Annotated in this window: 12 protein-coding genes; 7 read left to right on the forward strand and 5 right to left on the reverse strand. The window is 71.9% G+C overall.

What is annotated here, in order from left to right; translation table 11 throughout:
• Positions 1 to 867: 867 nt before the first annotated feature.
• Both STRBO_RS0111850 and STRBO_RS0111855 read right to left on the reverse strand, forming a co-directional pair.
• Positions 868 to 1,758 (reverse strand): 2-hydroxy-3-oxopropionate reductase, encoded by an 891-nt coding sequence (locus STRBO_RS0111850; protein WP_005482163.1) that lies wholly within the window; start codon positions 1,756 to 1,758, stop codon positions 868 to 870.
• A gap of 82 nt (positions 1,759 to 1,840) precedes the next feature.
• Complete coding sequence (locus STRBO_RS0111855) at positions 1,841 to 2,680, reverse strand: TIM barrel protein (protein ID WP_005482164.1); 840 nt, start codon at positions 2,678 to 2,680, stop codon at positions 1,841 to 1,843.
• A gap of 137 nt (positions 2,681 to 2,817) precedes the next feature.
• Here STRBO_RS0111855 and STRBO_RS0111860 point away from each other — a divergent pair, with 137 nt between their 5' ends.
• The 6 genes from STRBO_RS0111860 (at position 2,818) to STRBO_RS0111885 (ending at position 6,866) form a co-directional block, all read left to right on the forward strand.
• The gene (locus tag STRBO_RS0111860) at positions 2,818 to 3,069 is read left to right on the forward strand and encodes a YkoF family thiamine-binding protein (protein WP_078531519.1); all 252 of its coding nucleotides are present in this window, start codon (positions 2,818 to 2,820) and stop codon (positions 3,067 to 3,069) included.
• Positions 3,066 to 3,434 (forward strand): helix-turn-helix domain-containing protein, encoded by a 369-nt coding sequence (locus STRBO_RS0111865; RefSeq protein WP_005482167.1) that lies wholly within the window; start codon positions 3,066 to 3,068, stop codon positions 3,432 to 3,434. The genes STRBO_RS0111860 and STRBO_RS0111865 overlap by 4 nt, the downstream gene beginning before the upstream one ends.
• Before the next feature lie 164 nt (positions 3,435 to 3,598).
• Positions 3,599 to 4,123: a 2-oxo-4-hydroxy-4-carboxy-5-ureidoimidazoline decarboxylase gene (uraD, locus tag STRBO_RS0111870; protein ID WP_005482169.1), complete on the forward strand. Its 525-nt coding sequence runs from the start codon at positions 3,599 to 3,601 to the stop codon at positions 4,121 to 4,123.
• Positions 4,120 to 4,521, forward strand: coding sequence for a hydroxyisourate hydrolase (uraH, locus tag STRBO_RS0111875; protein WP_005482171.1), 402 nt, complete (start codon positions 4,120 to 4,122; stop codon positions 4,519 to 4,521). The genes uraD and uraH overlap by 4 nt, the downstream gene beginning before the upstream one ends.
• A gap of 5 nt (positions 4,522 to 4,526) precedes the next feature.
• Complete coding sequence (gene pucL, locus STRBO_RS0111880; RefSeq protein ID WP_005482172.1) at positions 4,527 to 5,429, forward strand: factor-independent urate hydroxylase; 903 nt, start codon at positions 4,527 to 4,529, stop codon at positions 5,427 to 5,429.
• A gap of 57 nt (positions 5,430 to 5,486) precedes the next feature.
• Positions 5,487 to 6,866, forward strand: a complete 1,380-nt coding sequence (locus STRBO_RS0111885; RefSeq protein ID WP_020114238.1) for an 8-oxoguanine deaminase — start codon at positions 5,487 to 5,489, stop codon at positions 6,864 to 6,866.
• A gap of 153 nt (positions 6,867 to 7,019) precedes the next feature.
• Here the strand turns inward: STRBO_RS0111885 and STRBO_RS0111890 are convergent, their stop codons facing one another.
• Positions 7,020 to 9,218 (reverse strand): alpha-N-acetylglucosaminidase, encoded by a 2,199-nt coding sequence (locus tag STRBO_RS0111890; protein WP_005482174.1) that lies wholly within the window; start codon positions 9,216 to 9,218, stop codon positions 7,020 to 7,022.
• 364 nt (positions 9,219 to 9,582) lie between these two features.
• On the opposite strand from STRBO_RS0111890, the gene STRBO_RS0111895 reads away from it, so the two are divergent.
• The gene (locus tag STRBO_RS0111895) at positions 9,583 to 11,274 is read left to right on the forward strand and encodes a peroxidase family protein (protein WP_005482176.1); all 1,692 of its coding nucleotides are present in this window, start codon (positions 9,583 to 9,585) and stop codon (positions 11,272 to 11,274) included.
• Between the two features lie 202 nt (positions 11,275 to 11,476).
• Here the strand turns inward: STRBO_RS0111895 and STRBO_RS0111900 are convergent, their stop codons facing one another.
• Both STRBO_RS0111900 and STRBO_RS0111905 read right to left on the reverse strand, forming a co-directional pair.
• A complete protein-coding gene (locus STRBO_RS0111900) occupies positions 11,477 to 11,899 on the reverse strand; it encodes an acyl-CoA thioesterase (RefSeq protein ID WP_005482177.1) in 423 nt (140 codons plus the stop codon).
• Positions 11,900 to 11,991: 92 nt separating this feature from the next.
• Positions 11,992 to 12,633, reverse strand: coding sequence for a hypothetical protein (locus STRBO_RS0111905; RefSeq protein ID WP_005482178.1), 642 nt, complete (start codon positions 12,631 to 12,633; stop codon positions 11,992 to 11,994).
• Positions 12,634 to 12,665: the final 32 nt, after the last annotated feature.

The following is a 12,665-nucleotide window of genomic DNA, read 5'->3' on the forward strand; positions in this document are numbered from 1 at the left end:
CGTTTCCCCCGTGGTCCCCCGTGCGTTTTCCCCGGGCCCCCGTTTCCCCCGTGGTCCCCCGTGCGTTTTCCCCGTGCCTCCGCGTTCCCCCGTGGAGGCTTCCCCCGTGGAGGCCCGCCGCCCCCGTGCCGACGGGCCTCCTGTGACGAGAATGTGCCCTGCATCACCGGTAGTTGAAGCCCCCACGCACGGGTTCAGAGGTTGATTTGAGGGTTCCGTAGACGGCCTACGCACGCTTGCGTAGGCACGAGGGCGACGGCGCCGGCCGTGATCGGGCCGCCGGACAGAACCGCTGTCGGCGCGGGCGCGGGCCGTCGACCACCTGCCGGGAGCCGACGAGGGCCGGCACCGCCTGCGCGGTACCGGTCCTCGTCGGCTCCCCCCGGGGCCGGTGCGCCGACGCTCGCCGTGCCGGGCCCGGACCGCGGCGGATGCGTCGGCGCCGGTTCCGCGTCCCTCACGTCGAGACGCGGAACCGGAGCCTTCGCCACCGCACTGGCGCGCACACCGCCGCGGTCCGTGCCCTGCCCGCGCGCGTCCGACACGCACCCCTCATCCGGGTCGGTCGGAAACGGTCGCGGGCGGTGCGTCCGATGGCTGATGGGTGACCATCAGGGACCGGACGCCGTTCGGGAATGCAGGAAGTCGATCGCCGGATCGTGCGGTCGCCGCAGCTCGGCGCGCCCCCGTGGCCTCGGCCAGGCCCTCACCCACCGTCAGGCGACGTACGCGCCTCCGGGCGCGGCGCCTACGCCGCTCAGGAAGTCGGCGTAGGCCGGACGGTGGTTCCGGCCCGCGGCGGTGCCTGGGCGCGACAGGACAGATGTCGGCGCCGCCGCGGACCGGAAGTTCGGGGAGGTGCCGGCCTCAGACGCGGGCGCCGGAGAGGCGCTCCACGGCCCGCAGCAGGGCCGAGTGGTCCAGGCCGCCGTCGCCCTGGGCGCGCAGTGAGGCGACCAGCTGGGTCACCACGGCGCCCACGGGCAGCGCGGCGCCCACGGCGCGGGCGGCGTCGGTGACGATGCCCAGGTCCTTGTGGTGCAGGTCGACGCGGAAGCCCGGCTGGAAGTCGCGGTTCAGGAAGTTGTTCTTCTTGCGGGTCAACACGGTCGAGCCCGCGAGCCCGCCGTTCAGGACGTCGAGGGCGGCCGCCAGGTCCACGCCCGACCTCTCCAGGAAGACCACGGCCTCGGCGCACGCCTGGATGTTCACGGCGACGATCAGCTGGTTCGCGGCCTTCACGGTCTGCCCGGCGCCGTGCGGACCGCACAGCACGACGGTCCTGCCGAGCGCCTCGAAGACCGGCTCGGCCTCGGTGAAGTCGGCCCGTTCGCCGCCGACCATGATGGACAGCACGGCCTCGACCGCGCCCGCCTCGCCGCCGGACACCGGGGCGTCGAGCACCCGGATGCCCTTCTCCCGCGCGGCCTTCGCCAGGTCGACGGAGGTCCGCGGGGTGATGGACGACATGTCGATCAGCAGCGTGCCGGGCCCGGCGTTCTCCAGGATGCCGCCGGGGCCGTACGCGATGGCCTCGACCTGCGCAGAGGCGGGCACCATCGTGATGACGACGTCGGCGTCGCCCACGGCCTCGGCGACGGAGGCCGCCGCGGTCCCGCCGGCGGCGGTCAGCCGGTCGAGCTTGTCCTGCTCCAGGGTGTGGCCCGTGACGTCGTAACCCGCCTTGATCAGGTTCTCCGACATGGGGGACCCCATGATGCCGAGACCTATCCACGCGACCTTGGGGAGATTGCTCATGGTGAGGGTGCCTCTCTGACTGCTCAGCTGCGTCTTCGGGGAGGGGCCGCGACCGCGGGACGGGCCTCCTGAGGCGGGGGCCTCAGCGGGCCGCCCGGGCCTCTCGGGGGAGCCATGCGAAGGCCTCGGCGCTCGGGCGGTCGCCCGGCTTGTACTCCAGCCCGACCAGGCCCTCGTAACCGGCCTCGGCCAACCGGTCGAGGAGGTCCGCCAGCGGGACGGTGCCGGTGCCCGGGGCGCCGCGACCGGGGTTGTCGGCGATCTGCACATGGCCGGTCCTCGCGGCGTACTCGGCGATCACCCGCGGCAGGTCCTCGCCGTTCATGGACAGGTGGTAGAGGTCCATCAGGAAGCGCGCGTTGCCGAGGCCCGACGCCTCGTTGACCCGGTCGACGACAGCGACGGCGGCCGGGGCCGACACCAGCGGATACCGCGGCGACTCCACCCGGTTCAGGGCCTCGATCAGCAGGATCGCGCCGATCCGGTCGGCCGCGCGGGCCGCCGCCACCAGGTTGTGCAGGGCCAGCGCGTCCTGCTCGGCCGGATCCACCCCGTCGACGCGGTTGCCGTACAGGGCGTTGAGCGCCGTGCAGCCGACCGACTCGGCGAAGGCCGCGGCCACCTCGATGTTGGCGCGGAACCTCTCCGACTCCTCACCCGGGACCGACAGCGCGCCCCGATCCGGGCCCGGTAGGACACCGGAGTAGAAGTTCAGCCCGGTGAGGTGCACGCCCGCGCCCTGCAACGCGCCTCGCAGGGAGTCCAGTTCGGACGGTGCGGGGGTCGGGGAGTCGACCCACGGCCACCACATTTCGACCGCGGTGAAGCCGGCCGCGGCGGCCGCCGCGGGGCGCTCCAGGAGCGGGAGTTCCGTGAAGAGGATCGACAGGTTGACGTTGTAGCGCTGCTCCGCGAATCCCATGGGGCTTCCGGCGCTCCCTTCCGCTCTGATTTCCATATAGTGGAACTTTCTTTCTGCCTAACGGAAGAGTGCCGTCGGTCTTCGAGGCTTGTCAAGGGGGCTCGGTGGAAAACGGCGCCGCGCGTTAGGTTGTGCCCGTGCGATTGAGAGTGGAGTTCACGACCGAGCCCTTCGACCTCGACGAGGCCCCGGCGCACGCGCTCGTGGCCCGTGAGGTCGTCGAGGCGGCCGCACTGGACGCGGTCGACGTCGGCCCGTTCGGCAACACGGCGGAGGGGGATGCCGACGCGGTGCTCACCGCCGTGGACGCCCTGCTGCGCCGGACCCTGGAGTCCGGCGCCACCCGGATCTCGCTGCAGATCAACGTGCTCGGGGAGAGCGGCGAGTGACCCGCGCCGGTGACGAACCCTTCGTCGCGGCCGTCAAGCCGCTGGTCGACGCCATGGGTGGGCTCATGCTGCCGCCGGACGAGGCCGGCCCGGACGACGTGGTCCTCTCCTGGGAGGGCGCCGACGTCGTCGCCGTACGCCTGCCGCAGCTCGCCGAGTCCCTGGATCACATCCTCGCCGCGATGGAGCGCCGGAAGGGCCGGCCGCTGGCGGACCTCGACCGCAAGGCCAAGCAGGAGGTCGTACGGACCCTGGAGGCGCGCGGTGCCTTCTCCGTGCGCCACGGCGTGGAGACTGTCGCGAGCGCGCTCGGCGTCAGCCGCTTCACCGTCTACAACTACCTCAACCGTGAGAAGGAGGCCTGAGGGCTTCCGGGGTCCGAGAGCTTCAGGACGCCTCGCGGGCCTTTCGTGGGCGCCTCTGCGCACCGCGCTGTAACCGCGATTTTTCAACAAACTGTTGACGTGATGTCGTCGTGAGGCGTTAGCTTGCCGTAGCCAGTCCAGCACCACGGCTAACGGAGGCACCCGTGATCTCGCGTTCTTCGGCACCGGGCCTCGCCCGTTTCAACGCCCTGGAGGAGCACGCGGCCACCGCGGCGCTCCACGAGGTGTGCGCCTCGGCGGCCTGGGGCCGCAGACTCCTCGCCGCCCGCCCGTACACGACCGTCGAGGAACTCCTCACCGCCAGTGACGCCGCCATGGCCGAGCTGACCGAGGGGGATCTGGCGCAGGCCATGGCCGGGCACCCGCCGATCGGCCGTCCGAAGCCGGGCGACCCGACCTCCGCCCGGGAACAGCGCGGTATGGCCGGCGCCTCCGACCGGCTCCGGGCGGAGATGCTCGAACTCAACCTGGCGTACCAGGAGAGGTTCGGCCATGTCTTCCTGATCTGCGCCACCGGCCGCACCGCAGAGCAGATGCGCGACGCGCTCAAGGAGCGGATCGGCAACGCGCCGGAGCGGGAACGCGAGATCGTCCGCACCGAACTGGGCAGGATCAACCGCATTCGCCTGGCCCGGCTCGTCGAAGTGGAAGAGGAAGCCCCGTCATGAGCACCAGCACGACCGCCTCGGTGTCCACGCACATCCTGGACACCTCCGTCGGCCGCCCCGCCGCGGGCGTCGCCGTCCACCTCGCCGCCCGTACGGGACGCGACGGCGACTGGCAGGCACGCGGCGGCTCGGCGACCGACGCCGACGGCCGCTGCAAGGACCTCCCGGCGCTGCCGGAGGGCACGACCCACGTACGGCTCCTCTTCGAGGTCGAGCCGTACCTCGCACAGACCGTGAACGAGCAAGCCGATGCGCAGCAGGACGCCCCCGCGAACCGGGACGGCGGTGCCGTGTTCTTCCCCGAGGTCGTGATCACCTTCGCGGTGACGCCCGGTGAGCACTACCACGTACCGCTGCTGCTCAACCCGTTCGGCTACTCCGTATACCGAGGGAGCTAGCACCCATGCCCATCCTGGGACCGAACCAGTACGGCAAAGCCGAGAACCGGGTCGTCAAGATCACGCGGGACGGCGCCACCCACCACATCAAGGACCTGAACGTGTCCGTGTCGCTCTCCGGCGACATGGCCGAGGTCCATCTCTCGGGTTCGAACGCGAACGTCCTGCCGACGGACACCACCAAGAACACGGTGTACGCGTTCGCCAAGGAGCACGGCATCGAGTCCGCCGAGCAGTTCGGCATCCACCTGGCCCGGCACTTCGTGACCTCCCAGCCGGCCATCCACCGGGCCCGCATACGCATCGAGGAGTACGCCTGGGAGCGCATCGAGCACGGCGGCGAGGGCGCGCACTCCTTCGTCCGCAAGGGCCAGGAGACCCGGCTGGCGCAGATCACCTACGACGGCTCGTCCTGGGAGGTCCTCGCCGGCCTCAAGGACCTCACCGTCATGAACTCCACCGACTCCGAGTTCTGGGGCTACGTCAAGGACAAGTACACGACCCTGCCCGAGGCGCACGACCGCATCCTCGCCACCGAGGTCTCCGGCCGCTGGCGCTTCAACTGGACCGACGACGCGGGGGAGATGCCTGACTGGGAGACGTCCTACGAGCAGGTGCGGCAGCACATGCTCCGGGCGTTCGCGCAGACCTACTCGCTCTCGCTTCAGCAGACCCTCTACCAGATGGGCGCGCGGATCATAGACAACCGGAGCGAGATCGACGAGGTCCGCTTCTCCCTGCCCAACAAGCATCACTTCCTGGTCGACCTCACCCCCTTCGGCCTCAAGAACGACACGCCCGACGGAGCCGTGTACTTCGCCGCCGACCGCCCCTACGGCCTGATCGAGGCCACGGTCCTGCGGGACGGGTGCGAGGCGAGGATCCCGGCGGACCTCACCAACCTGTGAGGCGACCTCCGCAGTGACTCCGCAGTGACCTCCGAAGAGACCTCCGAAGGACGGACCATGGCAGCAACCCAGCGCATCGTCATCGAGAACGCGGCGATCGCGACCGTGGACGCGCGAGACACCGAGTACGCGTCCGGTCATGTGGTCGTGGCGGACGACGTCATCGAGTCGGTCGGCGCGGGCCGGGCCCCCGAGGGCCTGCCGGACGTCGTACGCCGGATCGACGCGAGCGGCCACCTCGTGACCCCGGGCCTCGTCAACACGCACCACCACTTCTACCAGTGGATCACCCGGGGCCTGGCCACCGACCACAACCTCTTCGACTGGCTCGTCGCGCTCTACCCGACCTGGGCCCGCATCGACGAGCGCATGACGTACGCGGCGGCCCAGGGCTCGCTGGGCATGATGGCCCGCGGCGGTGTGACCACGGCCATGGACCACCACTACGTCTTCCCCAAGGGCTCCGGCGACCTGTCCGGCTCCATCATCCGGGCCGCGCGCGAGACCGGCGTCCGCTTCACCCTCGCCCGGGGCTCCATGGACCGCAGCGAGAAGGACGGCGGCCTGCCCCCGGACTTCGCCGTCGAGACCCTGGAGGGCGCGCTCGCCGCCACCGAGGAGACCGTCCGGCAGCACCACGACGCCTCCTTCGGCGCGATGACCCAGATCGCCGTCGCCCCCTGCTCCCCCTTCTCGGTCTCCACCGAACTGCTCCGCGAGGGAGCCGAGTTGGCCCGCCGCCTCGGGGTGCGGCTGCACACCCACGGCTCGGAGACGGTGGAGGAGGAGAAGTTCTGCCACGAGCTGTTCGGCATGGGCCCCACCGACTACTTCGAGTCGACGGGCTGGCTCGGCGAGGACGTGTGGATGGCCCACTGCGTCCACATGAACGACTCCGACATCGACGCCTTCGCCCGTACGAAGACGGGGGTCGCCCACTGTCCCTCGTCCAACGCCCGGCTGGCCGCCGGGATCGCCCGCGTCCCGGACATGCTGGCCGCCGGCGTCCCGGTCGGTCTCGGCGTCGACGGCACGGCCTCCAACGAGTCCGGCGAACTCCACACCGAGCTGCGCAACGCGCTGCTGGTCAACCGCCTCGGCACCCACCGCGAAGCGGCCCTCACCGCCCGCCAGGCACTGCGCCTGGGCACCTTCGGCGGCGCCCAGGTCCTCGGCCGGGCCCGCGAGATCGGTTCCCTGGAACCCGGCAAGCTCGCCGACCTCGTCCTGTGGAAGCTGGACACCCTGGCCCACGCCTCGATCGCCGACCCGGTGGCCGCCCTGGTCCTCGGCGCGGCCGCCCCGGTGACGGCGTCGTTCGTGAACGGCAGGCAGATCGTGGAGGACGGCCGCCTGCTGCACGTCGACGAGGACGCGATCGCCCGCTCCACGAGGGACGAGGCCCGGCGGCTGGCACGGATCGCCGCCGAGGCGTGACCCGCTGAACTCCGGTCGAGGGGGACGGCCCTCGGCCGGAGCCGTGGACCCGGAGAGGTCCACGGCAGCCGTCTGACGGGGCGCGCGTACACGCGTGCCCCGGAGCGGCCCGTTCTCGCACGACATCGAGGTGGGCATGCTGCGCCGCGAGGCTCAGGAGAGCGCGGTGAGCCGGTCCCGGACGCGTGTCGCGACCGCGTACGTGTCCCCGGTCGGCTCGGTCGCGAGCGGCCCCGGATTCCGCGCCCAACGGTCCTCCAGGGCGAACCAGTCGATCTTCTTCGGCGCCCGGCCCGCCGCCAGCGCGGCCCGCAGCTCCTCGAAGTACGTCGACCAGCGCAACCGGTACAGCCCGCCGACCAGCCCCGCCCACTCCCGGTTGGCGTAGTCCCGCAGCCCCGCGTCCGCGCCCTCCCGCGTCCCCCACACGGTGAGCAGCGACAGGTTGTCGTACCCCAGCTCCGTCCGCTCGGCCGCGCCCGCACCCCAGGAGCGGGCGTCCGCGACCCAACGACCCAGCAGATGACGGGAGTCGGTGGCCACCAGCTCGTCCAGCAGGTCCATCAGGGAGAGCCAGTCACGGCTCGCCGCGGCCAGCCGCGTGGCGTCCTTGGCGTCGTACGCGGCCTTGATCTGCGGCAGCATGACCCGGCTGCGGTTGGACAGGGCCTGACGGGCCACGTCGAGCAGGTCGCGGCGGTACGCGGAGGACGCCCGCAGCTCCGGCCGCACCCGCAGCATCTCGCCGAGCGCGGGCTCGAAGTCGGCGGCGTCGTAACGGAGTTGCTTGGGAGACCAGCGGCCCGCCCGTACGGCGTTCAGCGCCGGCCGGGAGCCGAACAGGCCGTCGGCGCCCTCGCTCCAGGAGTCGGCGCGCGTGGTGCCGTACGCGGTGCGGCGCAGGATGTCCCAGGCCGCCTCGGCATGCGGGTCACGGCCCCCGTACCGAGCGTGCGCCCACTCGGCGAACCAGGTCTTGAGATCCAACTCGCCCTCTCGCCAGGCGAGTTCGGAGAAGAGGGCGAAGGCGGCCGGGTTGTTGTCCGCCGCTTCCGGCATCAGGGCGATCCCGTGCAGCCTGCTGCCGTCCTTGGTGCGCCACTTCTCGTACAGCGCGGCCCAGTCGGGGGTGTTCGCGCCCAGCGCGGTGTGCCCGCCGAAGTTCCAGATCGACCCGAACGCGTAAGGGGTGTCGCCCCAGTCCGCCTCGCGGTCGGTGACCGTGGGGAAGCGGTCGGAGAGTCCGTCGACGACGAGCATGTGCTGTTTGTCGACCGCGTCGACGATCGCGCGCGGCGGGTTGTGCTGCCAGCCGAGGATCACCCACGTGGCCCCGGGACGGGACCGCCGCAGCGCCCGCTCGACACCCTTCGCCGCGTCGGCGACGGGCACGTCACCCGGGTCGCCGCCCTCGTGCAGCAGATCCATCTTGTACAGGGACGACGGGCCGAACATCTCCTCCTGCACCCGGTAGAAGGCCGCCGCCACCCGCGCGAAGTCGTCCGTGCGCGGGTCCAGCCAGTCGGGGCGCGCGAAACCCATCCACTCGCCCTGCGGGACGGTCCGCGCCCCCGGGACCCGCTCCGCGAACCCGGCCGGGACCGTCCCGAAGTAGCCGGGGAACACCGGTGTCATCCCCAGCTCACGCACCCGGTCGGCGATCCGGCGCCCGAGGACGGCCCGCGCGTCCAGGAGCTGCCGCGAGACGGGGGAGGGGAAGGCCGACAGGTTCTGCAGCAGCCACCACGGCTGATGGGCCGGGCCCGGCACCCACTCCCGCAGCTCCTCCTCCCGGTACCCGAACTCCTGGAACACCCGGTGGTACAGCGCGTCCGCGCCCGCGTAGACGAGGACCTCGTTGTAGCCGTGCAGTGCCAGCACGTCCAGCTCGCGCTCCCAGTACGTCCAGTCCAGGTACGCGCCCGTGTAGCCGTCGTTGGTGTCGTTCAGGGCGAAGCGGTGGATGACGTTGGCCTGCCGGGCGACCGTGCCGTCGAGGCCGGGCAGCTCGCGCGGCAGGAGGTTCGTCTGCTCTCCCGCCCAGTTGATCTCGGCGTACGCGATGTGCCGCAAGTACCAGTTGAGGCCGGTGAGTTGGGTGGCCGGTGTGTCGCCGGCGATGGTGATGCGCCCGGTGCTCCCCGACACGCGGAACGCGTCGAGCTCCCTGGTGTCCGTGAACGTGATCTGGCGCCAGTGGTCCGGCAGCAGCCGCCGGGCCGCCGCCGAGGCCGTACGCAGCGCCTTGTCGGCCCCTGGGGTGTCGTCCGAGGGGATCGCGCGGGCCGGGGTACAGGCGACCGCGGGAGTGGCGGCGAGGGCGGCGAGCAGGGCACGGCGGGCGAGCGGCATGGTGTCTCCGGGGTGCGGTGGGGGTATGCCGTGGGAGGAATACCCGCCGAAACCGCACTTGTGCGCAGACACAGGGCCACACGGGGGAGAACCCGGCATGAACGACTCCTTCCGCCGCACTTGTCCCTCCGCCGCACGTGGATCTCGGGGCCGGTGCGACGACCCGACGCTACGTCGATATGGGTAGATTGATACGCGTAGATCTCCTGGTTCGGGAACCCCTCGTCGCCGACGGCACGTTGTCGGGAAACAGGGATTTATCCGAATGATCACTTCGCGTCCGGTGGGGGCTGGTACCGACGGAGAGAACCGGTGGATCCGGTTGTGACCGTTCGCGGAGCAGGGGGACAGAACGGGGACACCCATGGTGCATCGACACCATCGCGAGACCTACTACGTCGTCGACGAGGGCCGGATCCTGGAGTTCGAGAAGGGGGAGGCGGTCGCGCGCGTACTGAGCGCGACCGAGCAGCAGATGGCCTTCCGCTTCTCCCGGTTCGGCGGGAAGGGGGTCCAGCTCGACGAGGCGCTCCGCGCCAAGCTGGCCGAGGCCATGACCACGGGCACGGGCGGCGCCGACCCCGACTCGGGGGACCTCGGCGGCAAGGCGGTCCCGGCGGGCTTCACCTACCTCGGTCAGTTCGTCGACCACGACCTGACCCTGGACCGCACCCAGGTGGGGCTGGGCGAGCCGGTCCCGGTCGAGGATCTGGTGCAGGGCCGCAGCCCCGCCCTCGACCTCGACTCGCTCTACGGCCTGGGCCCGCACCACGGCAGCAGCGCCCGCTTCTACGAGTCCGGCGGGCGGCTGCGGACGGGCACCACGCTCGGGGTGGGCTTCCCGCCCGAGTCGACGTCCAACACCGACCACGAGGGCTTCGATCTGCCGAGGGCCGGTGCGGCGGCCGGCGGCACCCGCGCGGACCAGCGTGCCGCGCTCATCCCGGACGCGCGCAACGACGAGAACCTGGCCGTCGGCCAGATCCACCTGGCGTTCATCCGCTTCCACAACCGCGTCGTCGACCTCCTCGCGGAGCGCGGAGTGCCCGAGCACCGGCTGTTCCAGGCGGCCCGCGACCTCGTCGTGAAGCACTACCAGTGGGTGCTGCGCACCGACTTCCTGCCGCGCATCGTCGACCCGGACATCGTCGAGCGCGTCTTCACCCGAGGACGCCGCCACTTCGAACGCCCCGGCTACACCCGGCCGGGAGACCTGCCGACGATGCCGATCGAGTTCTCCGTCGCCGCCTACCGGCTCGGACACAGCATGGTGCGCGGGGCCTACCAGTGGAACAGCGTGTTCCGCGCGGGCGGTCCCGGCCCGATCGCCTCGCTCGGGCTGCTGTTCCGGTTCAGCGGCACGGCGGGCAACCTCACGCCGGGCCCGGCCGACCTGAGCGACCTCGACGACCCGAACTCGGGGGAGAACCTGCGGCTGCCGAGCAACTGGATCGTCGACTTCCGGCGGCTGTTCGACTTCGGTGAGATCGGCCGGGACGACCTGGTCGTGCCCGCGGGCGAGTTCAACACCGCCAAGCGTCTCGACACGCTCCTCGTCGACCCGCTGTCCACCCTGCCGACCGGCACGTTCGACGGCCGTGGCCGCCCGGTCCCGCCGCCGATCCAGCGCAACCTCGCCTTCCGCAACCTCACGCGGGCCGCGATGGTCGAGCTGGCCACCGGGCCGCAACTGGCCGCCCGGATGGGTTTCAAGCAGCTGACGGAGGACCAGATCCTGCGGGGCAACGGCGGCGCCGCGCTGGAGGGCCTCACCGACACCGAGCGCGCCCAGCTCGTGGAGCACACACCGCTGTGGTTCTACGTCCTGCGCGAGGCCGAGGTGAACGAGGCCGGCCCCGGCAGGCTCACCGGCGTCGGCGGCACCCTCGTGGCCGAGGTCTTCCACCGTGCGATCGAGGGCAGCCGGAGGTCGATCGTGAAGCACCCGGGCTGGCGGCCCAGCCTCCCGTCACACCGCAGGGGCAGGTTCACGATGACGGACCTGCTCCTCTTCGCCTTCGAGAACGACCCGGAGCTGCTCAACCCGCTGGGCTGAGCGCACACCCTCCGGCACACATCCCGTCGGGCGCACGTCTCTTCCGGCACGCATCTCTTCCGGCACGTATCCCGTTCGGCACATCTCGGCACGTATCCCGTTCGGCACATCCCGTCCGGTGCCGACCGGACGCCGGGACGCGACGGCCACCGACCGGGCCGCGGGCGACCCCGCCCCGCGGCCCGGTCGGCGGTGTGCGTCCTCACAGTCCGAACAGCGAGGGATCCTTCGCCAGCGCCCGGAAGTACGCCCGCGGGTCGGCCACCAGCTTGCGGAGCTTGAGGTCCATCAGGCCGCCCACGCCGGCGATCTCGGCCGCGACGGTGCCGTCCGTCCTGCGTACGGTCTGCTCGATGCGGAACGTCCTGCCCTCACCCCAGACGAAGACGCAACTCACCTCGACCTCGTCGCCGGCCAGCAGTTCACGCCGGTAGCTGATGGTCGTCTCCAGCGCCACGGGCCCGACGCCCTTCGCCATCAGGTCGGCCTGGCGAATTCCGGCGGCCTGCAGCAGCGACCAGCGCGCGTGCTCGCCGTACTGCAGGTACACGCTCTGGTTCAGGTGCCCCTGCACATCGGTCTCGTATCCCCGCACGGTCACCGGAACGGAGAACGGCTCGGCCATGACTTCCCCCTATGAGGCTTGAGGCTGAAGCGAACGGAACGCGCGCCCCACCTTACTGAGCGCTTGCTCAGCAGCCCTTGCCCGGCCCGCCGTCAGGCCCGTCTCGGTGAGGCCAGCAGATATCGCTCCCGAGTGCGCGGATCGGTGTGCTCGCTCACCTGCCAACCGGCCTTCTCCAGCGTCGCCGCGCAGGCCCCCAGCGCCGCCGTGTCCGGCTCCCGCACGGCGACGGCCTCCGGCTGGGGGGTGGCCCGCACGCGGTAACCCCCGCTCGCCGGGTCCGCGCCCGCCGGCCGGTGACCCGCGGCCTCCAGCGCCAGTGCGGCGGCCCGCACCAGATGCGTGCGCTCCCAGCCGCACGGACGGTCCGTGGAGCCGCCCGGATCGGTCATCCGGCGCAGCTCCAGGAGCCCCTGCCACGCGCTGTGCACCTCGCGGTCGCGGGCCGGGCCCCCGGCCGCGGCCTCCTCGCCCCCGACCCGCGCGGCGAAGACCCCGCTGTCGGTGGGGGCGGCATCCTCCGGAGCCGCCCGAGCGGCGTCGACCGGTGCGGTCTCCCGTACCCGGTGGCCCGCCGGCGTCAGGAAGTGGTCGTGCGGCGGGCGCGGATGCCGGAAGGCCAGCCCCCGCTTCACCAGCGCGGCGAGCTGCGCCCGCGTACCCGTCAGCCGCCCGGTCACCGGCTCGGCGGCGTCGATGATCCGCCGCTGCGCGGCGGTCGGCGGTCGTGTCACGGCACCCTCCCTCACCCGAGCCCGCTCCGGTC

The organism is Streptomyces bottropensis ATCC 25435 (assembly GCF_000383595.1).
GTDB lineage: Bacteria > Actinomycetota > Actinomycetes > Streptomycetales > Streptomycetaceae > Streptomyces > Streptomyces bottropensis.

Bases quoted from the DNA above. Each gene is read 5' to 3' on its own strand.
- STRBO_RS0111850 (WP_005482163.1), bottom strand. From the start codon at position 1,758: ATGAGCAATCTCCCCAAGGTCGCGTGGATAGGTCTCGGCATCATGGGG.
- STRBO_RS0111855 (WP_005482164.1), bottom strand. From the start codon at position 2,680: ATGGGATTCGCGGAGCAGCGCTACAACGTCAACCTGTCGATCCTCTTC.
- uraH (WP_005482171.1), top strand. From the start codon at position 4,120: ATGAGCACCAGCACGACCGCCTCGGTGTCCACGCACATCCTGGACACC.
- pucL (WP_005482172.1), top strand. From the start codon at position 4,527: ATGCCCATCCTGGGACCGAACCAGTACGGCAAAGCCGAGAACCGGGTC.
- STRBO_RS0111885 (WP_020114238.1), top strand. From the start codon at position 5,487: ATGGCAGCAACCCAGCGCATCGTCATCGAGAACGCGGCGATCGCGACC.
- STRBO_RS0111890 (WP_005482174.1), bottom strand. From the start codon at position 9,218: ATGCCGCTCGCCCGCCGTGCCCTGCTCGCCGCCCTCGCCGCCACTCCC.
- STRBO_RS0111895 (WP_005482176.1), top strand. From the start codon at position 9,583: ATGGTGCATCGACACCATCGCGAGACCTACTACGTCGTCGACGAGGGC.
- STRBO_RS0111900 (WP_005482177.1), bottom strand. From the start codon at position 11,899: ATGGCCGAGCCGTTCTCCGTTCCGGTGACCGTGCGGGGATACGAGACC.